This window comes from Micromonospora sagamiensis (assembly GCF_014680085.1).
Classification (GTDB): domain Bacteria; phylum Actinomycetota; class Actinomycetes; order Mycobacteriales; family Micromonosporaceae; genus Micromonospora; species Micromonospora inyonensis.
The window spans coordinates 3,563,258-3,586,938 of sequence record NZ_AP023438.1; the positions used below are offsets into that span (position 1 = coordinate 3,563,258).

Consider the following 23,681-nt stretch of genomic DNA (forward strand, 5'->3'; position numbering starts at 1 on the left):
CGTGGTTAGGTTACCCTAACCTAACTTCTTGTCAAGGAGTTGTGATCGAATCGCGTACCGTGACCGGGCGGGATTGTGTGCACGCCCTGGGTTACGTAGGTTAGGCAAACCTTATCGATGGAAGGGGTCGGGTGGAACATCAGGTCTTCCGTGATCCGTGGGGGATCCCGCACCTGCGGGCCGGCGATCCGCACGCGCTCGCCTTCGCCCAGGGACGCAACGCCGCGGTCGACCGGGCCTGGCAGATCGAGGTGGAGCGGCACCGGTCACAGGGGACCAGCGCGTCCTTCCTCGGCGCGGAGGCGCTCGACTGGGACCGGTTCGCCCGGCAGGCCCGGCTCGCCGACACCGCCCGACGCTGCCACGACAACCTCGACCCGGCCACCGCCGCCTGGCTGCACGCGTACGTCGACGGCGTCAACGCCGGCCTCGCCGCCGGCGCCCGCCGGGCACCGCAGTTCGCCGCCACCGGACTCGTTCCCGGCCGCTGGCAGCCCTGGACACCGCTCGCCGTCTGGCTCTCCCACCACGTGCTCTTCGCCGGCTTCCCGAGCAAGCTCTGGCGGACCGAGGTCGCCCGCCATCTCGGCGCGGAAGCCGTCCGCTTCTTCGCCACCGACGACCCCGGCACCGCCGGCAGCAACGGCTGGCTGCTCACCGGGGCGCGGACCGCCAGCGGCGTGCCGATCGTCGCCGGGGACCCGCACCGGTTCATCGAGGACCCCGGCATCTACCAGCAGATCCGGCTGGCCTGCCCGGCGTACGACGTGGTCGGGCTGGCCGTACCGGGTGTGCCCGGCATCGCCCACTTCGGACACACCGGCACGGTGGCCTGGGCGATCACCAACGCGATGGCCGACTACCAGGACCTCTACGCCGAGCGGTTGCGCCGCCGGGGCGACACCGTCGAGGCGTACGGCCCGGACGGCTGGCGCCCCGCCGAGCGGCACGTCGAGACGGTCGAGGTGGCCGGCGGTGACCCGGTCGAGGTCGAGGTGATCGAGACCGACCGCGGGCCGGTGATCATCGGGGGGCCCGACGACGACCAGGCGGTCAGCCTCCGCTACCCGCCCCGGGTCTCCGGGCACCTCGGCTTCGCCGCGCTGCCCGCGCTGCTCGCCGCCACCCGGGTCGCCGACGTGGACGCCGCCTGCGAGCACTGGGTGGAACCGGTGAACGTGGTGCTCGCCGCCGACACCGAAGGCGGCCTGCTGCACCGGGTCGCCGGGGTCGTCCCGGCCCGGGACCGGGCCAACGGGCTGGGGGTCGTCCCGGCCTGGGAGCCCGGTCACGAGTGGCGCGGCTGGCACGACCCGCCCCGCGCCGAGGTGCACGACCTCGCCGTGATGGCCAACGAACGGGGCCTCGCCACGCCGCTCGGCGTCGAGTTCGCCCCGCCCCACCGGGCCGACCGGATCCGGGATCTGCTCACTGACCGGACGGACTGGTCCGCCGACGACCAGGCGACCGTCCACACCGACACCCGGCTGGCGTCCGCCGAGCCGCTGCTGGCCCTCCTCGCCGGTCTGGACGGGCTCACCCCGCCCGCCGCCGCGCTGCGGGACCGGCTGCTGGCCTGGGACCGCGAGATGCGCGCCGACAGCGTCGACGCCGCCGCCTTCGCGGCCGTCCGGGCCGTGGTGGTACGCCGTCTCGCGGCGCACCCGACGCTGACCCCGCTGGCCGACCCGACCCGGTACCCGGCGTTGTTCCACCCCTGGCTCGCCCTGGTGCCCAAGGTCGGTTTCGCGCTGGAGAACCTGCTCACCACGGATCTCCTGCCCGCGACCGACCGGGTCGCCGCCGCCCGCGCGGCACTCGACGAGGTGGCCGACGCGCCGGCCGTCCGGTGGGCGGAGGTGCACCGGCTCGCCCCCTGGGCGGCCCTGCCCGACGAGGGGGAGCAGTGGCCGGGCCTGGCCGGCGACCACGACTGCGTGCTCGCCACCTCCAGCGTCCCCGGCGCCACCCACCTCTGCTTCCGGGCATCCGCCGCCCGGTTCGCCTGGGACCTGGGCCGGCGTGACGACAGCCGGTGGATCGTGCCGTTCGGGGCGTCCGGGGTGCCCGGTGACCCGCACCGACGCGACCAGTTGCCGTACTGGCTGCGCGGCGACCTCGTCCCCGTCGTCACCGACTGGCAGCGGCTCAATGAGGAGCGAGATGACGAAGGCCATTGACCTGGTGTGGCGACGACACATCGACGGCTTCGGGGAGGTGACGATCCGACCCGTCGACCCGGCCGCCGACGCCGACCTGATCCACGACTGGGTCACCCGGGAACGGTCCCGGTTCTGGGGCATGCGGGACGCCAGCCGGGAGCGGGTGCGCGAGATCTACGCCTACGTGGACTCGCTGACCACCCACCACGCGTACCTGATCCACCGGAACGGCCGCCCGGTGGGGCTCTTCCAGACGTACGAGCCGGCGGCCGACCCGGTGGGCGAGTGCTACGAGGTGCGCCCCGGCGACTTCGGCATCCACCTGATGGTCGGCCCGCCGGACGGCGGCACCGAGCCGGGCTTCACCGGCACCGTGCTGGGCGCGTTCCTCGACTTCGTCCTGACCGACGGGTCCCGGCGGCGGATCGTCGCCGAGCCGGACGCCCGTAACGACCGGGCCATCGCCCGGCTGGTCCGCGCGGGCTTCGTCCCCGGCCCACAGGTCGACCTGCCGCACAAACGCGCCCAACTCCTCTTCCTGGACGTCCCCGACCGGGCCGACCCGGTCGGGGGCCCGGGTCAGTCGGCGGTGCGGCCCAGCCGCCAGTAGCCCATGAAGGCCACCGCGCTCCGGTCGAGTCCCCGTTCGGTGACCAGGTGCCGGCGCAGCCCCCGGATCACCGCCGCCTCGCCGGCCAGCCAGGCGTAGAGCGGGGCGGCGGGGGGCACGTCCGGCACCTCCCAGAGGATGTCCCGGTCGACGTCCACCTCGGCCAGCGACCCGGCCGGTGCCGCGGTGACCCCGCCGGCCAGCGCGAGAGCGGGCCGGACGGCCGGCAGCACTTCCCCGGCGAGCGCCGCCACGGCCGGGGCGAGCCGGCTGCCGTGGGCCGCGCCGATCCGGGGCAGCCAGGTCACGGTCACCCCGGACGGAGCGGTCACCGGCAGGACGTCACCGGTGTCGGGCACCTCGATCAGGGCGTGACCACGGGCGTCGGCCGGCAGCCGCTCCAGGATGGCGCAGATCGCCGGTGCGGCGGTCTCGTCCCCGGCGAGCAGCAGCGTCCCGACCGCCGGGGGCCGGAACTCGACGCCGCCGTGCACCCCGTCGTATCCGGCGTCCGGGCCGACCAGAGCGAGCCGGTCACCGAGCCGGGCCCGCCGCGCCCACCGGGTGGCCGGTCCGCCGTCGCCGTGCAGCACCAGGTCGACGTCCACCTCCTGGACGTCCTGCCGGACCGCCCGGACCGTGTACGTACGGATGTGGCAGCGCGCCTCCTCCGGCAGCGTCCGCCACTGCTGGTACCAGTCGGGGCCGTACGGCAGCTCGGCCACCGTCTCCCCGGTGCGCGGCAGCGCCACCTTGATCCGCTGGTCGTACCCGTTGTCGGCGAACCGGTCGAGGTCCGAGCCGGCGAAGGTGACCCGCAGGAACGACGGGCTGAGCCGGCGCAGCGCACGGACCTCGACGGCGAAGACGCGCCAGGGCGCGACGGAGAGGGTGCTCGGCATGGCGGCCTTCCTTCATCGGTGGCCGGTGGGTCGGCGCGTGTGCCGGACCACCGGTCGGGGACTCATCGGGGACCGGTCGCCGCGCCGCGCGAGCGCCACAGCAACCAGACGAAGTAGGGGGTGCCGATCATGGCGGTGACCAGGCCGGCGGGCACCTGGGCGGGGGCGATGACCGTGCGGCCGAGGGTGTCGGCGAGGCTGACCAGGGCCGCGCCGAGCAGCACGGCGACCGGCAGCACCCGCGAGTGCCGGCCACCGACCAGGGCCCGTGCGGCGTGCGGGGCGACCAGCCCGACGAAGCCGATCACACCGACCGCGCTGACGGCGGTCGAGGTGAGCAGTGCCGCCGCGCCGAGGGCGAGCAGCCGGGTGCGCTCCAGCCGGACGCCGAGCACCCGGGGCGTGTCGTCGTCCAACGACAGCAGGTCGAGTTCCCGCCGGGCCGCGACGACGGCCGGGATGCTCAGCAGCAGCGCGATCGCCACCGGGAGCACCTGCGGACCGGTCCGGCCGTAGGTGGAGCCGGAGAGCCAGGTCAACGCCTTGCCGGTGTTCCACGGGTCGGAGGTGACGATGATGAAGGTGATGACGGCGGTGCCGCCCTGCCACACCCCGAAACCGATCAACACCAGTCGGTCGGAACTCAGGCCGCCGTACCGGGCCAGGCCGTAGACCAGGGCGAACGCCAGGAGCGCGCCGAGCCCGGCGGCACCGGAGATGGCCGCGACCCCGGCCAGTGGAACGAAGGTCAGCAGCGCCACCGCGCCGATGCCGGCCCCGCCGGTGATGCCGAGGATGCCCGGCTCGGCGAGCGGGTTGCGGCAGACCGCCTGCACGGTGGTGCCGGCGACCGCGAGCGCCGCGCCGGCCAGCAGCGCCGCCGCGACCCGGGGCCAGCGCTGGTCCAGCACGAAGGTGTACGCCGGTCCGGTGCGCCCCTGCACCCAGTTGACCACGTCACCGAGCAGGACCCAGGTGTCCCCGGCGAGCATGCCGAGCACCACCGCCCCGACCGTCACCGTGGCACCGACGGTGACCACGCCGAGGTGGAAGGAGCGGGAGCGGACGGCGGCGTGCCCGCCCGGGGGCCGGCGGGTGGGGCCGGCGTCCCGGTAGCGGCGGGCCAGCCAGACCATCAGCACCGCGCCGAAGAGCGTGGTGACCACGCCGGTCGGCACGTCCACGCCGGCCTGGCCGCCGAGCACGGCCCGCAGCAGCACGTCCGAGCCGAGCACGATGAGCACGCCGACGATGCCGGAGAGCGGCAGCAGGACCCGGTGCCGGTGCACCCCGGGCACCATCCGGCCGAGCAGCCGGACGATCACCGGCGCGCAGAGCCCGACGAAGCCGATCGGCCCGGCCAGGGTCACCGCGGCGGCGGAGAGCAGGACGGCGAGGAGGATCACCACGAGCCGGGTGCGCCGGACGTCCAGCCCGAGCACCGTGGCCGTGTCGTCGCCGAGGGCGAGCACGTCCATCCGGTGCCCGAGCGCCACCAGCAGCGCGACGGCGATCCCGATCACCGGGGCGAGCTGGGTGAACGCCGTCAGGTCGGCCTGCACCAGCGAGCCGTTGCCCCAGGCGAACAGGCCGATGGTGGCCTGCTCGAACAGGAGCATCAGCAGCATGGTGAACGAGTTCAGGGCGAGCGCGGTGGCCGAGCCGGCGAGGATCAGCCGGGTCGTGCCGGCCTGCCCGCCGGTGGCCAGCATCATCACCAGCCCGGCCGCCACGAGGCCGCCGCAGAAGGCCAGACCGCCCGCCGGGAGGGCGGGCAGGGAGATGCCGAACGCGGCCACAGCGACGATGGCCAGGTGTGCCCCCGCGTTGACCGCGAGGGTGTCCGGGGAGGCCAGCGGGTTGCGGGCCAGCGACTGGAGCGCGGCTCCGGCGAAACCGAGCGCGACACCGACGGCCAGCCCGGCGAGCATGCGGGGGATCCGGGAGGCGACCAGCACCCGGGCCGCCTCGTCGTCCGACCCGGTGAGCAGGCGCAGCAGGTCGAGCGCGCCGACGGTGGAGGTGCCCTGGGTGAGGTGCACCGCCGTGACCACCAGCAGCAGGGCGGTGGCGACGACGAAGGCGGTGACGACCCGGGTGGGAGCGAGCGGTCCGGTCGGGGTCGGCTGCGTGGCCGACCCCGACCTGACGGGTGCGCTGAGCTGGCTCAAGCCGTGTAGACCTTCACGAACTCGTCGATGTACTGCTTGCCGGAGAGCGGCCCACCGAAGGTCCACATGCCGTCGGACAACCGGTGCAGCTTGTTCTGCTGCACGAAGGGCAGCGACTTCCAGATCGCGTTGCCGGACAGGCCCGTCTTGAAGACGTCGTCGCCGTCCGAGGCGTTGTAGAAGAAGGTGAGGTCCTGGCCCTTGAGGACGGTCAGCCCTTCGACGTCGGTCTGGCCCAGGCCCCACATCTCGTCGACCTTGCCGGTCCAGGCGTTCTTCAGCCCGAGCTGGATGCCGATCTGGGAGACGAACGCGCCCTGGCCGAACATCCGGACGGTGATGTTGCTGCCGTCCTTCCAGCCGTCGGCGACGGTGAACTGCTTCCCGGCGGCCCCGGCGTCGGCGATCTTCTTCTTGCCGTCGGCGATCGCCGCGTCGAAGTCGGCGAGCAGCTTCTCGCCCTCGCTGGCCTTGCCGGTCGCCTGGGCGATCATGGTGACGTCCGCCCGCATGCGGCCGAGGTTGTCCTTGGCGTCACTGCCCTTGGTGACCAGCACCGGCACGTACTTCTCCAGCTGGTCGACGAGCGTGGCGCCCCGCTCGGCCTCCATCACCACCAGCTCCGGCTGCAACGCGACGATCGCGTCGACGCTCGGCTCGGACCGGGTGCCGACGTCCTTGACGCTGGCGTCGAGCTTGGCGGCGCGGGACCAGGTGGCGTAACCCTTGGTGTCGGCCGCGCCGACGGGCATGACGCCGAGGGCGACCAGCGTCTCGACCTCGGCCCACTCCAGCGCGACGACCTTGGTGGCCGGTGCCTTGAGGGTGACGGCCTTGCCCCGGCTGTCGGTGACGGTGACCGGGCCGCTGGACGCGGCGGCGGAGGAGGAGCTCGCGGCCGGCTCTTCGGTGGTGCCGCAGGCGCTGAGCGCGAGCGCGGCGACGGCGGCGACCAGGAGGGTCGCACGGGTACGCATCATGACGGTCTTCTCTGTTCGTGGATCGGTGGGCGGGTCAGGCGAGGGCCCGGGTCGAGTGCCGGCCGACGGGTCGGGTGGAGAGGAGTCCGTTGAGCGGGTCGACGGTCACCTCGATGCGGATGCCGTACGTCTCGGTCAGGGCCTCCTCGGTGAGGACGTCGCTCGGCGTGCCGGTGGCCCGGACACGCCCGCCGTGCAGGAGCACCACCTCGTCGGCGACGGCGGCGGCCTGGTTCAGGTCGTGCAGGACGACCCCGACGGCGACGTGGTCGTCGTCGGCGAGGTCCCGCATCAGGTCGAGGATCTCGACCTGATAGCGCAGGTCGAGGAAGGTGGTCGGCTCGTCGAGCAGCAGCACGCCGGTGTCCTGGGCCAGGCAGGTGGCCAGCCAGACCCGCTGCAACTCCCCGCCGGAGAGTTCGTCGACCGGCCGGTCCGCCATCGCGGTCACGCCGGTGGTCGCCATGGCCCGGTCCACCATGGCCGGACCGTCCGGGTCGCCGGACCGCCAGCGTCCCCGGTACGGATGCCGGCCGTAGCCGACCACGTCCCGGACGGTCACGCCGCTGGGGGTGGGACGACTCTGCGCCAGCAGGGTGACCCGGCGGGCGAACTCCCAGGCGGTGAGCGTCCGGGCCGGGGTGCCGTCGGCGAGCTGCACCTCGCCGTGCTCCAGCGGGTGCAGCCGGGCCAGTCCGCGCAGCAGTGTCGACTTGCCGCTGCCGTTCGGACCGACCAGGGCGGTCACGGCCCCGGGGCGCAACGTGATGGCGGCGCCGTGGACCACGGTCGCACCGTGGTAGCCCAGACGCAGATCCACGCCGCGCAGACCCTCGGCGCGACTGTCCCGAGCACTCATGCCGGTTAGGTTAACCTAACCTTAGTTGGGCATGTCAAGGTTGGGTGGCGCCGGTCGGGTGGGCGCGCCCCTCGTCGTTCCGCCCGGATCCTGCTTGAGCTGCGGAAACGGCCGGTGTGCGCGACGTCGTCGCGGGCGGGACGGGATCCGGGGAAATGCCCGTGGCGGGCCGCCGCCGGAGTCTCGTTCCGATACAATCCATCGAGCGCTGCCGAATTGTTGCGTGCCATTGCCCGACCGGTCGCGCGGCGCGTCACCGTCGTCGGTGGCGGACGTCGGCGACGCGACCCGCCGGGCCCACACGGTCGTGGTCCGCCCCCGTCCGACGGGTGAGGGGAGAGCATTCATGATCAATCTCGGCGGTGCGACCCCGGCGGTCACCGCAGGCCCGACAGCGCCGACCGCCGATACCGGGGACGGGCCGCTCCGGCGGGAGGTCGACGCGGTGCTCGCCGACTTCCTCGGTGGACACCTCGACACGTCCGCCGACGAGGACTGGCGGCAGGGGGTCGAACTGCTCCGCTCCTTCGTCCTGGGCACGGCCGGTAAACGGACCCGGCCGACCCTCTGCCACCTCGGCTGGCGGGCCTGCGGCGGGGACGGCCCCGGGGTGGTGCGCGTCGCCGCCGCTCTGGAGCTGTTCCATGCCTTCGCGCTGATCCACGACGACGTGATGGACGGCAGCGACACCCGACGCGGTCGGCCGACGCTGCACGTCGACCTCGCCGACCGGCACCGGCGACGCGGCTGGCGTGGTGACGCCGAGCGGTTCGGCCGGAACACGGCGATCCTCTGGGGAGACCTCTGCCTGGTCTGGTCCGAGCAGCTGTTCTCCAGCGGTGGCACCGCCGACCGGGTGGCCCGGGTGCGGACCCTGTTCCAGCGGATGCGCGCCGAGGCGGTGATGGGGCAGTACCTCGACCTCCGGGGCGAGGCCGCCGGTGCCGGGCTGGCCGACTGCCTGCGCATCCTGCGCTACAAGTGCGCCCGCTACACGGTGGAGCGCCCGCTCCAGATCGGCGCCGCGTGGGCCGGCGCCGGCAGCGCCGAGCTGGCCGCCTTCTCCCGGGTCGGCATCCCGCTCGGCGAGGCGTTCCAGCTCCGCGACGACGTGCTGGGGGTCTTCGGCGACGACACGCTCACCGGCAAGTCCAGCCTCACCGACCTGCGCGACGGCAAGGCGACCGTGCTGATGGCGCTCACCCGGCAGGCCGCCACGGCCGCGCAGGTCGCCGCGATCGACCGGTGGCACGGCGATGCACATCTCGACCGGGCCGGCGCGGACGTCCTCCGGGAGATCATCGTCGACTCCGGCAGCCTGCGGCGGGTGGAGGAGATGATCGCGGCACGGACCGAGGAGGCCGTGGCCGCGCTCCACGAGGCGTCGATCGTGGACGACGCGCGGGTGGAGCTAATCGAGTTGGCGCGTAGGCTCTCGGTCCGGAGTCGCTGACGGACCACAGGGGACGACGCCAGGTGATCGAAGCCCGCGAACTCAGCAAGACGTACGGCAGCGTCCGCGCCGTCGACCGGGTGAGCTTCACCGCCGCTGCCGGTCGGGTGACCGGGTTTCTCGGGCTCAACGGTTCCGGCAAGACGACCACCCTGCGCATACTGCTCGGACTGGTGACGCCGACCTCCGGGCAGGCCCTGGTCGACGGCCGTCGGTACCGCGACCTGCGGCACCCGGTACGCCGGGTCGGCGCGGTGCTGGAGCAGGGCATCGGCCACCCGGGGCAGACCGGCCGGGCGCACCTGGTCACCCAGGCGGTCTTCTCCGGCGCGGGCCGGTCCCGGGTGGACGCGCTGCTGGAACAGGTCGGCCTCGGCCACGCCGCCGACCAGCGCATCGGCGGGTACTCCCTGGGCATGCGGCAACGCCTCGCGGTGGCGACCGCCCTGCTGGGCGACCCGCCGGTGCTGGTGCTCGACGAACCCGCCAACGGCCTCGACCCGGAGGGCATCGCCTGGCTGCGGGGGCTGCTGCGCGACCACGCCCGCTCCGGGGGCACCGTGCTGATCTCCAGTCACCTTCTGGCCGAACTGGCGCAGCTGGTCGACGACGTGGTGATCATCGCCAGAGGGCGGCTGGTCCGCGCGACGTCGCTCGCCGAGCTGACGCGGGACGCCGAGGCCCGGGTACGCGTCCGAAGCCGGGACCCGCGCCGACTGTGGCACGCCCTGACGCAGGCGGGCGGGCGGATCACCACCGACGGGACCGCCCTGGAGGTGGCCGGCCTCTCCCCGGAGGAGGTGGGTGAGCTGGCCTTCCGGGCGCAGGTGCCGGTCCACGAGCTGACCGTGCGTACGCCCGACCTGGAGCAGATCTTCCTCACCCTGGCGGCCACCCGGTGACCGCCGTCCTGCGCAGCGAGCTGTACCGGGCGCTGACCCTGCGCTCCTCGGTGGTCTCGCTGATCGTGGTGGTCGCGGTGGGCCTGCTGTTCGGCTGGCTCAGCCCCGACATGTGGGCCCTGCTGGTCGGCCTGGGCGCGTACGCCGTCGGGGTCGTCGGCACGGCCCAGCACGTCCAGCACCGGACGGCGGTGCTGCTCCACCTGGGGCAGCCGCACCGGCTGCGGGCCCTGGCCGGTCAGGTGGCGGCGTACGTGCTGATCGGGCTCGCCGTCGCCGCGCTCAGCGGGGTGACCGTGCTGGCCGGCGGGGAACCCGACCGCTGGACCGCCGCCCTGGTGGCGGTGCCGGTGATGGCCGTCTTCGGCGTCGCCACGGCGGCCGTCGTCCGGCGCACCACCTGGTTGTTCCTCGGCTGTGCGGGGTGGTTCGTGTTCGTCGAGGGACTGCTGGGCCGGTTGAAGCAGCCGCTGCCGTTCACCGCCTTCCTGGACGGCAGCGCGGGGGACGGCCGCAGCCTGGCCGTCTTCGTGGGCTGGACGACCCTGGCGCTGGTCGGCGCGGCGGTCGCCGTCCATCGCGACATCACCGGCGACTGACCGGCCCAGGCCCCGGATCAGCGGCGCAGCAGCGCGAAGACCCCCCAGCCGAGGTACTCCCGGACGTACTTCACGTGGCGGACCGGGTCCTCGGTCAGCTCGGCGCGTAGCTGCGGGGCGAGGTCGTCGTCCGGGTTGTCGTCCAGCCAGCGGCGCAGGTTGAGCCAGTGCGCCGCCGCGTACCGGTCCCAGCTGTCCTGGTCGGCGAGGACCATCTCCACCAGGTCGAGACCGCACCGCCCGAACAGCTCGACGAGACCCGGCAGGTCGTGGAAGTCGTCCCGGGAGGTGGCGTGGCAGCCTTCCACGGTCGCCTGGTCCGGGGGCGTCCGCCGCCAGTAGGGCTCGCCGACCAGCAGCATCCCGCCGGGGCGCAACCCGCGTTCCAGGATCTCCAGCGTGCCGGCGACACCCCCGCCGATCCAGGTGGCACCGATGCAGGCGGCCACGTCGACGGGCTCCCCGGGTACGTACGCGGCGGCGTCGCCGTGCACGAACCGGACCCGGTCGGCCACCCCCAGTTCGGCGGCGCGGTCCCGCGCGGCGGCGGTGAACGCGGTGCTGACGTCGACACCGGTGCCGGAGATGCCGTGCTCCCGGGCCCAGGTGCAGAGCAGCTCACCCTTGCCGCAGCAGAGGTCCAGGAGGGACATGCCGGGGCGCAGGCGGATCGCCCGTCCGAGCGTGGCCAGCTTGCCGGCGTCGAACGGGTTGAGGATGCGCAGGTCGCCCTCACGGATGACGTGACTGCGGTCGAGATCCAACGGGTGGCTCCTCAGCGTCGGTGCGGGCGGGACCGGGGCCGTCCGGCGTGGGAACCGGACGGCCTCGCCGCAGGGTAGGCCCGGACGAAGGCCGCGCCAACCCGAATAACACCCGCCCCGGTGGCCTGCCCCGCAGTGAGCACCGTTCATGATTGACCGGACCGCGTCGAGGCGATGTGCCGGGCGGTGGACGCAGGGCGTACCGGCCGGAGCGCCGATGGCGGCGACCACGTCGGGGCCGGACGGGGAGGAGTCGTGGGGACGTTGGGCATCGCGTACCACCGGAGGGTGGAGCTGGCCGCGCCGGCCGAGGACGTGGCCCGGGTGCTGCGGGACGTGGCGGGCTGGCCGCGCTGGAACGCGTCGGTCGCCCGGGTCGACCGGCCGGCGTCGGGGCCGCTCACGGTCGGCGAGACCGTCCGGCTCAAGCAGCACCGGCTGCCGGCGAACACCTGGACGGTCACCCGGGTCGACGACACCGGCTTCGTCTGGACGGCGACCAGCCCCGGGGTCCGCACGACCGGCGACCACCGGGCCCGCCCGACCGCTCCGGGACGTTGCGAGGCCACCCTCACGCTGCGGATGGACGGGCCGCTCGCCCGGCTCACCGCTCTCTTCGGCGGCCGGCTGATCCACCGCTACCTGGACATGGAGGCCGACGGGTTGCGCCGGGAGGTCGAGCGGGACGCCGAAGGATGAGTGGCACCCCGGCGGTCGCGGCCCGGTGAGCGGCGTCGCCGACCCGGCCGCCGGCTGGCCGCGCCTGGCCGACCGGTGCGGCCGGATCGCCCGGTCCCGCCCGTTCGAGGTCGCCATCGTGGTGGTGATCATCGCCAACGGGATCGTGCTCGGCGTCGAGACGTACCCGCACCTGGGAGCGGCCGGGCCGATCCTGCGCGGACTCGAGTGGACCTTCCGGGCCGCCTTCGTCGCCGAGATCGTCATCCGGCTGCTCGCCTACGGCCGCCGCCCCCAGGACTTCTTCCGCCACGGCTGGAACGTCTTCGACTTCCTGGTGATCTCGGCGATCTTCCTGCCCGGCCTGCACGGCGACTCCGCGCTGCTGCGGGTGGTGCGGGTCGCCCGGATGGTACGGCTGGTGCGGTTCTCCCCGGGCCTGCGCACGATCGTCGCCGCACTGTGGCGCAGCCTGCCGGGGGTCGGTGGCTTCCTCGCGCTGGCCGTGGTGACCCTCTACGTCTACGGCATGGCCGGCTGGTTGATCTTCGCCGACAGCCAGCCGGAGCAGTACGGGGACATCGGCCGGTCGCTGCTGACCCTGTTCGTGCTGCTCTCCCTGGAGACCCTGCCGGACCTGATCGAGCAGGGCATGGCGGTCTCCCCGTGGACCCTGCTCTACTACGTCAGCTACGTGCTGATCACGGTGAACCTGCTGCTCAACATCCTGATCGCGGTCATCGTGAACTCGATGGAGGAGGCCCGCCGGTTGGAGATGACCGAGCGGCTCGCCCCGGACTACGACGCCGACGGCGACGGCGTGCCGGACGAGGTGGACCGGATCGCGCTCACCCAGCGGCTGGACGACCTCCGCGCGGTCATCGCCGAACTCGAACGGGAACTGCGGATCGACCGTGACGACGCGCACACGCGGTCGCCGCACCGGCACCCGGACCGCCCGGACGGGCACTGACCGACCGCTGCTCCCGACCGGATCCGCAGGTCACGGGGTGTCGCGCAACGTGGTTGGTCGATGACTCACCCGAATCGAAATGTGTCGATTTCCCATCTTCTGGATAGTGTTGCGGGAAAGTCGGGTGGATCTTGGGGAGGTCGTGTGCTGGTACTGGTGGCGGTCCATGCGCTCGCAGCCGTGGTCGCCCCGGCACTGGTACGCACCTGGGGGCGGCGGGCACTCTACCTCGTGGCAGCCGTGCCGGCGGCGACCCTGGTCTGGGCGCTGGCCCACACCGGGCAGGTGCGCTCCGGCACCCCGGTGGTGGAGACCCTCCCCTGGGTGCCGGGGCTGGGGCTCGAGATCGCCCTGCGGATGGGCACCCTGGCCTGGCTGCTGGTCGTCCTCGTCGGCGGGGTGGGCGCGCTGGTGCTGGCGTACAGCGCGCACTACTTCAGCTCCGACGACCCGGGACTGGGCCGGTTCGCGGCGGTCTTCGTCGCCTTCGCCGGGGCGATGCTCGGCCTGGTGGTCTCCGACGACCTGCTGCTGCTCTACGTCTTCTGGGAGCTGACCACCGTCTTCTCCTACCTGCTCATCGGGTACGACCCGACGAAGCGGGCCAGCCGTCGGGCGGCCATGCAGGCCCTGCTGGTCACCACGCTGGGCGGTCTCGCCATGCTCGCCGGGTTCATCATGCTCGGCCAGCACGCCGGCACCTACCGCTGGTCGCGGATCGCCGAGAACCTCCCCGACGGCGGGTACCTGGCCGTGGCGCTGGTGCTGGTGCTGCTCGGCGCGATGAGCAAGTCGGCGATCTTCCCGTTCAACTTCTGGCTGCCCAACGCGATGGCGGCCCCCACCCCGGTCAGCGCCTACCTGCACGCCGCGGCGATGGTCAAGGCCGGCGTGTTCCTGGTCGCCCTGCTGGGCCCGGCGGTCGCCGACGTCGCCCCGTGGCGGCCGGTGCTGCTCACCACCGGCCTGGTCACGCTCTTCCTCGGGGCCTGGTCCGCGCTGCGCCAGGTCGACCTCAAACTGCTCCTGGCGTACGGCACGGTCAGCCAGCTCGGCCTGCTGATGGTGGTGCTCGGCGCCGGCACCCGGGACACCGCGCTGGCCGGCGTGGCGATGGTGCTGGCCCACGCGCTGTTCAAGGCCACCCTCTTCCTCTCCGTCGGCATCGTCGACCACGCCACCGGCACCCGTGACCTGCGCGAACTCAGCGGGCTCGGCCGACGCTCCCCGGCGCTGGCGGTGGTCGCCACCCTCGCCGCCGCGTCCATGGCCGGCCTGCCGCCGATGGCGGGGTTCGTCGCCAAGGAAGCCGCCTACGAGGCGTTCCGGCACGGCGGCACCGCCGACCGGGTGGTGCTGGCCGGGCTCGTCCTCGGCTCGGCGCTGACTGTGGCGTACACGCTGCGCTTCCTCTGGGGCGCCTTCGCCGCCAAGCCCGGCGTGCCACCGACCGAGCCGCACCCGGTGCGCTGGCCGTTCCTGGCGGCACCGGCCCTGCTCGCCGCCGCCGGCCTGGGCGTCGGGGTGTCCGCACCGGCCGTCGACCGGTTGCTCGCCCCGTACGCCGACCTCTACCCGACCAGCGGAACCCCGTACCACCTGGCGCTCTGGCACGGGCCGACGCTCGCGCTCGGGCTCTCGGTGGCGGCCGTCGCGGCCGGTGCCGGGCTGTTCCTGCTGACGCACCGCAGGCGACTGCCGGCCGGCCCGTGGCTGCCGTTCGACGGTGCCGCCGCCTACCAGCGGGTGGTCAACGGGGTGGACCGGCTGGCGGTGGAGCTGACCGGCGCGACCCAGCGTGGCTCGCTGCCGTTCTACCTCGGCGTCATCCTGCTCGTGCTGGTCGTCCTGCCCGGCGGTGCGCTGCTGGCCGGTACCCCGTGGTCCGGAACGTTCCGGGCCTGGGACACCCCGCTCCAGGCGGTCGCCGGCGCCGTGGTGATCGTCTCCGCGGTCGCCGCCGCCCGGGCGCTGCGCCGGCTGACCGCGATGATCCTGGTCGGGGTCGCCGGCTACGGCACCGCGGTGCTCTTCGTCCTGCACGGCGCGCCCGACCTGGCGCTGACCCAGTTCCTCGTGGAGACCGTCACGATCGTGATGTTCGTGCTGGTCCTGCGCCGACTGCCGGAGAAGTTCTCGGAGCGGCCGATCCGCTCCAGCCGGCGTGGCCGGATCGGGCTCGGCATCGCCGTCGGCGCGGTCACCGCCGGGATGGCGTACGTCGCCGCAGGCGGCCGGGAGGCCGAACCGATCTCGGTCGGCTTCCCCGACGAGGCGGTCTCCTACGGCGGCGGCAAGAACGTGGTCAACGTGACCCTGGTGGACATCCGGGCCTGGGACACCATGGGCGAGATCGCCGTCCTGGTGGTGGCCGCCACCGGCGTGGCCAGCCTGATCTTCCGGCGCTCCCGCGACCTGGACCGGCGCAGCGGCATCCCCGGGGCGACGACCGCGACGCCGTCCCGACCGCGCTGGCTGACCACCGGCGCGACCACCCGCCGCCAGTCGGTGATCCTCCAGGTGGTCACCCGGCTGCTCTTCCACGCCATCGTGGTCTTCTCCATCTACCTGCTCTTCTCCGGCCACAACGCCCCCGGGGGCGGATTCGCCGCCGGCCTGGTCGCCGGTCTCGCCCTGACCGTGCGGTACCTGGCCGGCGGGCGCACCGAGCTGAACAGCGCCGCCCCGGTCGACGCGGGCAAGCTGCTCGGCGCGGGGCTGTTCGTGGCGGTGGGCACCGGCGTGGCGGCCATCCCATTCGGCGGGGAGTTCCTCCAGAGCGCCCTGTTGGACCTCCATCTGCCGGTCGTGGGGCACCTGCACTTCGTCACGTCGGTCTTCTTCGACGTCGGCGTCTACCTGATCGTCGTCGGGCTGGTGCTGGACATCCTGCGCAGTCTCGGCGCGGAGATGGACCGGCAGCACGAGACCGAACGGAGCGACGTACCGGCCGAGGTGCGGGACAAGGAGCTGGTATGACCCCGAACCTCACCTACGTCGTCGTGGTCGGTGTGCTCTTCGCCGCCGGGGTGACCCTGCTGCTGGAGCGCAGCCTCACCCGGGTGCTGATGGGCGTCATCCTGCTCGGCAACGGTGCCAACCTGCTGCTGCTCACCGGGGGGCGGGCCGGCGGGCCGCCGATCGTCGGCACCACCCCCGAGGAGGAGATGAGTGACCCGCTGCCCCAGGCGATGGTGCTCACCGCCATCGTCATCACCCTCGGCATGACCGCCTTCCTGCTCGCGCTCTCCTACCGCAGCTGGCACCTCAACGGCCACGACGAGGTGCAGGACGACGTGGAGGACCGCCGGATCATGGATCTGGCCGACCGGGACGAGGGGCCGGGCACCGCCGACGAGCAGACCGCCGGTGAGCCGGGCGAGGACGACGACCCGGTGCCCACCCCGTCCGGCGCGGACGCGGGGAGGGCCGGATGAACCACCTCGTCCCGATGCCGGTGGTGATGCCGCTGCTCGGCGCGGCGCTCACCCTCATGCTCGCCGGTCGGCCCCGCGCGCAGCGCTGGGTCAGCCTCACCGTGCTCACCGCCACCGTCGTGGTCTCCGCGCTGCTGCTGGTCCGCTCCACCGTCGACGGCCCGCTCGTCGTCGAGGTGGGCGGCTGGGTCGCACCGCTGGGCATCGTGCTGGTCGCCGACCAGCTCGCCGCGCTGATGCTGGTCGTCTCCGCCACGGTCACCCTCTGCGTGCTGGTCTACTCCATCGGGCAGGGTATGGCCGACGGCGACGAGGAGACGCCGCTGTCGGTCTACCACCCGACCTACCTGGTGCTCACCGCCGGCGTGTGCAACGCGTTCCTCTCCGGCGACCTGTTCAACCTCTACGTCGGCTTCGAGATCCTGCTGGTCGCGAGCTACGTGCTGCTGACCCTGGGCAGCACCGAGACCCGGATCCGGGCGGGCACCACGTACGTCGTGGTCAGCCTGCTGTCGTCGTTGATCTTCCTGGTGGCGATCGGGCTGGTCTACTCGGCGACCGGCACGCTCAACCTCGCCCAGCTGGTCGGCCGGCTCGACGCCCTCCCGGACGACCTGCGGCTGGTCCTCCAGGGCATGCTGCTGCTCGCCTTCGGCATCAAGGCCGCCGTCTTCCCGCTGTCGGCGTGGCTGCCGGACAGCTACCCGACCGCGCCCGCCCCGGTCACCGCGGTCTTTGCCGGCCTGCTCACCAAGGTCGGCGTGTACGCGACCATCCGCACCGAGACGCTGCTCTTCCCCGGCGGCCGGACCGCCGACCTGCTGCTCTGGGTGGCCGGGCTGACCATGCTGGTCGGCATCCTCGGCGCGGTCGCCCAGTCCGACATCAAACGGCTGCTCTCCTTCACGCTGATCAGCCACATCGGCTACATGCTCTTCGGGGTGGGGCTGACCACCTCGCTCGGCCTGGCCGCCGCGATCTTCTACGTGGTGCACCACATCACCATCCAGACGACCCTGTTCCTCGCCGCCGGCCTGGTCGAACGGCGGGGCGGCAGCACCGCCCTGGACCGGCTCGGCGGGCTGGCCCGGCTCTCCCCGCTGCTCGCCGTGCTCTTCTTCGTGCCGGCGCTCAACCTCGCCGGCATCCCGCCCTTCTCCGGGTTCCTCGGCAAGCTCGGTCTCGTCCAGGCCGGGGTCGACGACGGCGGGCCGCTGGCCTGGGCGCTGGTCGCCGCCGGCCTGGTCACCAGCCTGCTCACCCTGTACGCGATCGCCCGGGTGTGGAACCTGGCCTTCTGGCGGGCACCGCATCCGGACATGCCGACCCCGGAGGGCGCGCCGGCCAGGGGTGCCGACGACGCGGACCGGGCCCACGGGGATCCGGCCGGGCCGCCGGGCGTCCTGCTGCCTCGACTGATGATCGCCTCGACCGCCGCCCTGGTGGTGTTCGGGCTGGCCCTGACGGTGGTCGCCGGGCCGCTCTTCGACATCAGCACCGACGCCGCCGACGACCTGCTGCGCCGTACCCCGTACGTGGAGGCCGTCTATCCGGAGGGGACGCCGTGAGTGCCGATCCGACGACGCCGGGCCAGCCGATCGAACCGCCGAACCCGCCGCTGACCCGCCGTGCCCGGCGACGCAACCTGGTGGTCGCGGTGACCGGCCTGGTCACCGTCTGGGTGCTGCTCTGGGGCACCTTCACCTGGGCCAACCTGATCAGCGGGCTGGCCGTCACCGGCGTGCTGCTGGTCGTCTTCCCGCTGCCTCCGGTGACCTTCGCCGGTCGGCTGCACCCGCTGGGGCTGCTCCGCTTCGGGCTCCGCTTCCTCTACGACCTGGTGGTGGCCAGCCTCCAGATCGCCTGGCTGGCTCTGCGGTTCGGGCACGAGCCACGCGGCGCGATCATCGCCGTGCCGCTGCGGGTCAACACGGACCTGAACCTCACCCTCACCGCCGAGGCCCTGTCGCTGGTGCCGGGCAGCCTCATCATGGAGGCGGACCGGGCCACCGGCACCCTCTACATCCACGTGCTCGGCGTCCGCACCATCGAGGAGGTCGAGCGGTTCCGGCGCGGGGTCCTGGAGCTGGAGGAGCGGATCATCGCCGCCGTCGGCTCCGAGGACGAACGACGCCTGACGATCGAAGCCACCCACACCGGCACGTCACCGCCGGCCGAGCTGTAAGGGGCACCGAGATGACCGCCGTAGCCGTGACCGTCACCGTCCTGCTCGCCGTGGCCGGTGGGCTGACCCTGATCCGGATCATCCGGGGACCGTCCATCCTCGACCGGGCCGTCGCCACCGACGTGCTGCTGGCCGTCGTCGTCGCCGCCATCGCCACCGAGGCCGCGTACAGCCGGGACGCCACCGCGTTGCCCGTGCTGGTGGTGCTCGCCATCCTCGGCTTCGTCAGCTCGGTCAGCGTCGCCCGCTTCGCCGCGCGGAGGAGCCCGAAGTGAGTCTCGACGCCGTCCTCGACGCCACCGCCGCGGTCTGCCTGATCGCCGGGGCGCTGCTCAGCCTCGCCGCCGGGATCGCCCTGGTCCGTTTCCCGGACCTGCTCTCCCGGATGCACGCCGCCGCCAAACCCCAGGTCCTCGGCCTGCTGCTGGTCCTGCTCGGCTGCGCGCTGCGGCTGCGTACCGGCGTGGACATCACCACCCTCGTGCTGGTCGGGGCGTTCCAGTTGGCGAGTGCGCCGGTGGCCGCGCACATGGTCGGACGGGCCGCGTACCCGCACGACCAGATCCGGACGGACCTGCTGGTCACCGACGAACTCGCCGCGCACCTGGACCGGATCAGCGAACGCCCCTGACCCGCGCGACGCCGGTCAGGGGGTCTCGACGACCTGCCGCCCGAGGGGCCAGAGTGCGGCCGGGACGAGCTTGAAGTTCGCCACCCCGAACGGGATGCCGACGATGGTGACGCACTGGGCCACCCCGGCGAGGACGTGCGCCAGGGCGAGCCACCAGCCGGCCACCAGCAGCCAGACGACGTTCGCCGCCCCGGAGGGCAGACCGGCGTCGGGCTTGTCGACCAGGGTGCGACCGAAGGGCCAGAGCGAGTACCGGGCCAGCCGCAACGCCGCGACCCCGAACGGGATCGTGACGACGAGCGCGAAGCAGACCAGCGCCGCGATTCCGTACCCGATGGCCAGCACGATTCCGCTACCGAAGATCAGCCAGAGCAGGTTCAACAGAAAGCGAATCATCAGCTCATCATGACCGGCCCGTGCCAGTCGTCCCGCCGGCCGTTCTCCGCTGGTGGTGGCGGTGGTGACCGGCCCGGCAATGCGCGTTGCGGCCGGGACGCGCGAATCCTGTCAGCGATTTCCCAGTTTCCGTTGCTACGGTTCCGGCACCACGGGTCCACATCGGACGGCTGCTCGTTCCGTTGTGTCGCGACGATCGCGGTGGGAATTGCGCGTCGCGGTCGTCACCGTACTTCCGGCCCACAGCGCCCGGGTCGCGCTGTCCGCCGGGAGCCGTCCGGTGGCCGTGGAGTCGGGTCCTCCCGGCCACCGGGCATCCCGGTCGGCGTTCGTCGGACCCGTCGGCCCTCTCCGGTGGAGCCAACTGCTTTCCCCGGCCGCCCCGATGGCGTTAAGTGGTGAGGTCGGCACTGTCGGCGACGGGAGCGGCCCACTGCCGGGGTCGCCCCGCTCGTGACGGTGACCGTGCACCCGTCGTCCCGACACCTTCGAGGAGCGTCCGTGACCGGACCCGCCGTCGAATCCGCCCGCCCGGCCGGCGGGGACGATCCCGGACGGCTCGGCCGTGCGTCCGGTGAGTCGGTCCTGCCCGAGCTGCGGGCGATGTGGTGGGAGACCGGGGTGCGGGCCCGCGCCGAGGCGGGGCTCTTCGCGGTCCTGGCCGAACTGCCCCGGCTGGTGGCCGAGGCGGTCCGGGTCAGCTGGCGGGCCGACCGCTTCCGCACCTCCGTGGTGGCCGTCGCGACGGTCGGCGGTGGGGTGATGTCGGCGTTCGGGCTGCTCGCCACCCAGCGGGTGCTGGTGGAACTGTTCGCCGGTGGCCCGACCGCCGACCGGGTGGTCGCCGCGCTGCCGGCGCTGCTGGCCCTGGCGGCGGTGACGGCCGTCCGGGCCGGCATGGGCATCGCCACCGGGTACGCCCAGAACGGACTCACCCCGAGGGTCAGCCGGGCGGTGGAGCGCCGGTTGTTCGAGGTGACCACGGCGGTCCGGCTGGACGCGTTCGACGCCGACGCCTTCGCCGACGAGATGGAACGGGCGTCCCGGGGCAGCGACTCGGTGATCTCGCTGGTGCGGGCGTCGATGAACCTGTTCGCCGGTCTGGCCGGCCTGCTCGCGGTGGCCGTGGCGGTGCTCGTGATCCATCCCCTGCTGCTGCTGGCGCTGCTGGTGGCGACGCTGCCGAAGGCGTGGGCCACGTTGCGCGCCGGACACCTGCGCTACCAGACGTACACCGCCGGGTCGGTGCGCCGTCGCCGGCAGTGGTTGCTGCACCGGCTGATGGCCGAACGCGACTCGGCCCCGGAGCTGCGCTCGTACGGGCTGCGCCGGTTCCTGCTCGACCAGTACGACCGGGTGATGCGGGTGGAGACCGACATCCAGCTCGACCTGGCCCGCCGGGTCACCACGATGACCAGCGTCGGCGCGGTGGTCGGCGGGCTCGCCACCGGCGTCGTCTACGCCCTGCTCGGTTTCCTGCTCGTCGAGGGGCAGATCCCGCTCGCGGCGGCGGCGACCTGCGTGGTCGCGGTGCAGTCCGCGCAGCGTTCCCTGTCCACCGTCACCTACCAGGTCGACGAGGTCTACTCCGACGGGCAGCACGTCGGCGACTACACCGGCTTCCTGGCCCGGGCCGCCGACCACCTGCCCGAGACGGGCGGTGACCGGGCGACCCCGGAACCCCTGCGGGAGATCGCCGTCCGGGGAGTCACCCTGTGCTACCCCGACCGGGACACGCCCGCCGTCGACGACGTCACGCTGACCGTCCGGGCCGGGCAGACCGTGGCGTTCGTGGGGGAGAACGGCTCCGGCAAGTCCACCCTGGCCGCGATCATCGCCATGCTGCGCAGCCCGAGCGCGGGCGTGATCGAGTGGAACGGACGGCCGCTGGCGGAGTGGGACGCCGACGGGCTGCGGGCCCGGATCGCCGTGGTGACCCAGGAGTACCACAAGTGGCCCTTCACGGCCGCGACGAACATCGCGCTCGGCGACGTGGACACCGAGGCCCGGCAGGACCGGATCGAGGCCGCCGCCGCCCGCGCGGTCGCCCACGACATGATCCGCGACCTGCCGTACGGCTACGAGACGCTGCTGGACCGGACCTTCGCCCATGGGCAGGACCTCTCCGGCGGCCAGTGGCAGCGGATCACCGCCGCCCGGGGGTTCCTCCGGGACGCCGATCTGCTGATCATGGACGAGCCCTCCTCCGCGCTCGACCCCCGGGCCGAGGACGCCCTCTTCCAGGCGATCCGGGACCGGCAGGGACGGGCCACCACCATCCTGATCACCCACCGGCTGGCCAACGTCCGGCACGCCGACCGGATCTTCGTCCTGCACCACGGCCGGCTCGTGGAGGCCGGCAGTCACGCCGAGCTGACGGCGGCGGGCGGCCGGTACGCCGAACTCTTCGCCCTCCAGGCCGCCGGGTACGACCCGGAGGGCGGACCGGACGGAGCCGCCCCGCCGCCCCGGGCCGCCACGTCCTGACCGACGCCTAACACCCATAGCGATCCACTGTGTACGGTGTCTGTCCATTGCCGCGCGATTGGTGACCACCCCGCGCGGCGCCTCCCGCCGGCCGGCCGCCCAGCTCCCGTGGCCCAGCCGGCGGAGGACACGGACCCCATCGAAGGATCGAGACGAACATGTACGACGCGATAGTCGTCGGTGCGCGCTGTGCGGGCGCCTCCACCGCCCTGTTGCTCGCCCGGCGCGGGCACCGGGTGCTCGTGGTGGACCGCTCGTCGTTCCCCAGCGACGTCATCTCGACGCACTTCCTCTGGCCGCACGGGATGTCCTACCTGAACCGGTGGGGCCTGCTCGACCAGGTCACCGCGGTCACCCCCACGCACGAGAGCGTGGACGTGGTCAACGACGGCATCCGGCTGACCGGCTCGGTGCCGACGGAGCTGCTCCGGGAGTACTTCCGGGACCTGCACGGCGACGACTCGGGGGTGGTACGGAGCTTCGCCTCCGTCCGCCGCCGGGTGCTCGACCAGATCCTCGTCGAGGCCGCCGCCAAGGCGGGCGCCGAGGTCCGCACCAACGTCACCGTACGGGAACTGATCATCGAGGACGGTCGGGTCGTCGGCGTCAGGGGTCGCGCGGCCGGCGGCGAGACGTTCGAGGATCGCGCCCGCGTCGTGGTCGGCGCGGACGGCCGGAACTCGTTCGTCGCCCGTGCCCTGGACCTGCCGAAGTACGACGAGCGACCCCGGTGCACGTTCGCCTACTGGAGCTACTTCTCCGGCTTCGACCTCGGCCCCGGGCAGATCCACCGACGGGGCCGGCTCGCCTGTGCGGTCGTGCCGACGAACTTCGAGCAGAACATGGTCCTGGTGTGGGGGCCGAGCGACTGGTCGCGGGAGTTCCGGGCCGACGTGCCGGGCAACTTCCAGAAGGCGCTGGACTTCGTCAGCCCGGAGCTGGGCGAGGTCGTCCGCACCCGGGGCACCCGGGAGGAACGGATCTACGGCACCCTGGACCAGTCCGGCTTCCTCCGGCAGCTGCACGGGCCGGGGTGGGTGCTGGTCGGTGACGCCGAGTCGTCGAAGGACCAGTGCACGGCGATCGGCATGACCCATGCCTTCCGCGACGCGGAACTGGCCAGCGCGGCGCTCGACCGGTGGCTGACCGGTGACGCGTCGGTCGAGGAGGCGATGACGGCGTACGAGGGCCGTCGCCGCAGCCAGAACGCCGCCGCCTACTACGACTACGTGTGCACGCTCGCCGAGATGCGCCCGTACCGGCACGACGAACTGCAACTCTTCGTCGCCCTGCGCGGCAACCAGCAGGAGACCGACCGGTTCATCGCCACCCACGCCGACATCGCCCCGGTGTCGGAGTTCTTCCAGGCGTCCAACCTCTTCCTGCTCAACGACGCCGCGAAGGAGTCCTCCGCCGACCACCCGGTCTTCGAGAACTTCGCCGAGACGTCCCGCTCGTACCAGCAGAACCTCTTCGCCTGACCACGCCCGGG

21 protein-coding genes are annotated in these 23,681 nt (G+C 73.2%); 15 read left to right on the forward strand and 6 right to left on the reverse strand.

Translation table 11 applies throughout. The features are described from left to right. The first annotated feature begins 131 nt into the window (after positions 1 to 131). Both IGA62_RS15750 and IGA62_RS15755 read left to right on the forward strand, forming a co-directional pair. Positions 132 to 2,180 carry a penicillin acylase family protein gene (locus IGA62_RS15750; protein ID WP_145820402.1) on the forward strand — a complete coding sequence of 683 codons (2,049 nt, stop codon included), beginning with the start codon at positions 132 to 134 and terminating at the stop codon, positions 2,178 to 2,180. After that, positions 2,164 to 2,772: a GNAT family N-acetyltransferase gene (locus IGA62_RS15755; RefSeq protein WP_145820400.1), complete on the forward strand. Its 609-nt coding sequence runs from the start codon at positions 2,164 to 2,166 to the stop codon at positions 2,770 to 2,772. The genes IGA62_RS15750 and IGA62_RS15755 overlap by 17 nt, the downstream gene beginning before the upstream one ends. On the opposite strand, the gene IGA62_RS15760 is transcribed toward IGA62_RS15755, so the two are convergent. From IGA62_RS15760 to IGA62_RS15775, 4 genes are all read right to left on the reverse strand, one after another. Continuing rightward, on the reverse strand, positions 2,742 to 3,674 hold the full coding sequence (locus IGA62_RS15760; protein WP_145820398.1) for a siderophore-interacting protein: 933 nt from the start codon (positions 3,672 to 3,674) through the stop codon (positions 2,742 to 2,744). The two genes, IGA62_RS15755 and IGA62_RS15760, sit on opposite strands and share 31 nt — an antisense overlap. 62 nt (positions 3,675 to 3,736) lie before the next feature. Continuing rightward, positions 3,737 to 5,845, reverse strand: a complete 2,109-nt coding sequence (locus IGA62_RS15765) for an iron ABC transporter permease (protein WP_145820396.1) — start codon at positions 5,843 to 5,845, stop codon at positions 3,737 to 3,739. Next, positions 5,842 to 6,825, reverse strand: coding sequence for an ABC transporter substrate-binding protein (locus IGA62_RS15770; RefSeq protein ID WP_145820393.1), 984 nt, complete (start codon positions 6,823 to 6,825; stop codon positions 5,842 to 5,844). The genes IGA62_RS15765 and IGA62_RS15770 overlap by 4 nt, the downstream gene beginning before the upstream one ends. Positions 6,826 to 6,859: 34 nt before the next feature. Next, positions 6,860 to 7,684, reverse strand: coding sequence for an ABC transporter ATP-binding protein (locus tag IGA62_RS15775; RefSeq protein WP_145820390.1), 825 nt, complete (start codon positions 7,682 to 7,684; stop codon positions 6,860 to 6,862). A 346-nt stretch (positions 7,685 to 8,030) separates the two neighbouring features. Here IGA62_RS15775 and IGA62_RS15780 point away from each other — a divergent pair, with 346 nt between their 5' ends. From IGA62_RS15780 to IGA62_RS15790, 3 genes are read left to right on the forward strand one after another with little or no spacing between them, the layout of a single operon-like run. Beyond that, entirely contained in the window at positions 8,031 to 9,137 is a 1,107-nt protein-coding gene (locus IGA62_RS15780; RefSeq protein WP_145820389.1) for a polyprenyl synthetase family protein, read from the forward strand. Then, positions 9,134 to 10,039, forward strand: coding sequence for an ATP-binding cassette domain-containing protein (locus tag IGA62_RS15785; protein WP_377464850.1), 906 nt, complete (start codon positions 9,134 to 9,136; stop codon positions 10,037 to 10,039). The genes IGA62_RS15780 and IGA62_RS15785 overlap by 4 nt, the downstream gene beginning before the upstream one ends. Further along, a complete protein-coding gene (locus IGA62_RS15790; RefSeq protein ID WP_145820387.1) occupies positions 10,036 to 10,638 on the forward strand; it encodes a hypothetical protein in 603 nt (200 codons plus the stop codon). Before IGA62_RS15785 ends, IGA62_RS15790 begins: the two co-directional genes overlap by 4 nt. A 17-nt stretch (positions 10,639 to 10,655) precedes the next feature. Here IGA62_RS15790 and IGA62_RS15795 read toward each other — a convergent pair whose 3' ends face one another. Further along, positions 10,656 to 11,402 (reverse strand): SAM-dependent methyltransferase, encoded by a 747-nt coding sequence (locus IGA62_RS15795; RefSeq protein ID WP_145820386.1) that lies wholly within the window; start codon positions 11,400 to 11,402, stop codon positions 10,656 to 10,658. Positions 11,403 to 11,657: 255 nt separating this feature from the next. On the opposite strand from IGA62_RS15795, the gene IGA62_RS15800 reads away from it, so the two are divergent. The 8 genes from IGA62_RS15800 (at position 11,658) to mnhG (ending at position 19,306) form a co-directional block, all read left to right on the forward strand. Further along, positions 11,658 to 12,101 (forward strand): SRPBCC family protein, encoded by a 444-nt coding sequence (locus tag IGA62_RS15800; RefSeq protein WP_232624660.1) that lies wholly within the window; start codon positions 11,658 to 11,660, stop codon positions 12,099 to 12,101. 25 nt (positions 12,102 to 12,126) lie between these two features. Continuing rightward, positions 12,127 to 13,053 (forward strand): ion transporter, encoded by a 927-nt coding sequence (locus IGA62_RS15805; RefSeq protein WP_145820384.1) that lies wholly within the window; start codon positions 12,127 to 12,129, stop codon positions 13,051 to 13,053. A 144-nt stretch (positions 13,054 to 13,197) separates the two neighbouring features. Continuing rightward, the gene (locus IGA62_RS15810; RefSeq protein WP_145820383.1) at positions 13,198 to 16,032 is read left to right on the forward strand and encodes a Na+/H+ antiporter subunit A; all 2,835 of its coding nucleotides are present in this window, start codon (positions 13,198 to 13,200) and stop codon (positions 16,030 to 16,032) included. Then, positions 16,029 to 16,490, forward strand: coding sequence for a Na(+)/H(+) antiporter subunit C (locus tag IGA62_RS15815; protein ID WP_145820382.1), 462 nt, complete (start codon positions 16,029 to 16,031; stop codon positions 16,488 to 16,490). Before IGA62_RS15810 ends, IGA62_RS15815 begins: the two co-directional genes overlap by 4 nt. Further along, positions 16,487 to 18,058: a Na+/H+ antiporter subunit D gene (locus IGA62_RS15820; protein WP_145820380.1), complete on the forward strand. Its 1,572-nt coding sequence runs from the start codon at positions 16,487 to 16,489 to the stop codon at positions 18,056 to 18,058. Before IGA62_RS15815 ends, IGA62_RS15820 begins: the two co-directional genes overlap by 4 nt. Then, entirely contained in the window at positions 18,055 to 18,675 is a 621-nt protein-coding gene (locus tag IGA62_RS15825) for a Na+/H+ antiporter subunit E (RefSeq protein WP_232624661.1), read from the forward strand. Before IGA62_RS15820 ends, IGA62_RS15825 begins: the two co-directional genes overlap by 4 nt. 11 nt (positions 18,676 to 18,686) lie before the next feature. Continuing rightward, positions 18,687 to 18,950 (forward strand): monovalent cation/H+ antiporter complex subunit F, encoded by a 264-nt coding sequence (locus tag IGA62_RS15830; protein WP_145820378.1) that lies wholly within the window; start codon positions 18,687 to 18,689, stop codon positions 18,948 to 18,950. Then, positions 18,947 to 19,306: a monovalent cation/H(+) antiporter subunit G gene (mnhG, locus tag IGA62_RS15835; protein WP_145820376.1), complete on the forward strand. Its 360-nt coding sequence runs from the start codon at positions 18,947 to 18,949 to the stop codon at positions 19,304 to 19,306. Before IGA62_RS15830 ends, mnhG begins: the two co-directional genes overlap by 4 nt. A gap of 15 nt (positions 19,307 to 19,321) precedes the next feature. Here mnhG and IGA62_RS15840 read toward each other — a convergent pair whose 3' ends face one another. Next, complete coding sequence (locus tag IGA62_RS15840; RefSeq protein WP_186500058.1) at positions 19,322 to 19,702, reverse strand: YccF domain-containing protein; 381 nt, start codon at positions 19,700 to 19,702, stop codon at positions 19,322 to 19,324. A gap of 585 nt (positions 19,703 to 20,287) precedes the next feature. Here IGA62_RS15840 and IGA62_RS15845 point away from each other — a divergent pair. Next, a complete protein-coding gene (locus IGA62_RS15845) occupies positions 20,288 to 22,189 on the forward strand; it encodes an ABC transporter ATP-binding protein (protein ID WP_232625086.1) in 1,902 nt (633 codons plus the stop codon). Between the two features lie 158 nt (positions 22,190 to 22,347). Further along, the gene (locus IGA62_RS15850; RefSeq protein WP_145820372.1) at positions 22,348 to 23,670 is read left to right on the forward strand and encodes an NAD(P)/FAD-dependent oxidoreductase; all 1,323 of its coding nucleotides are present in this window, start codon (positions 22,348 to 22,350) and stop codon (positions 23,668 to 23,670) included. The last annotated feature ends 11 nt before the right edge of the window (positions 23,671 to 23,681 follow it).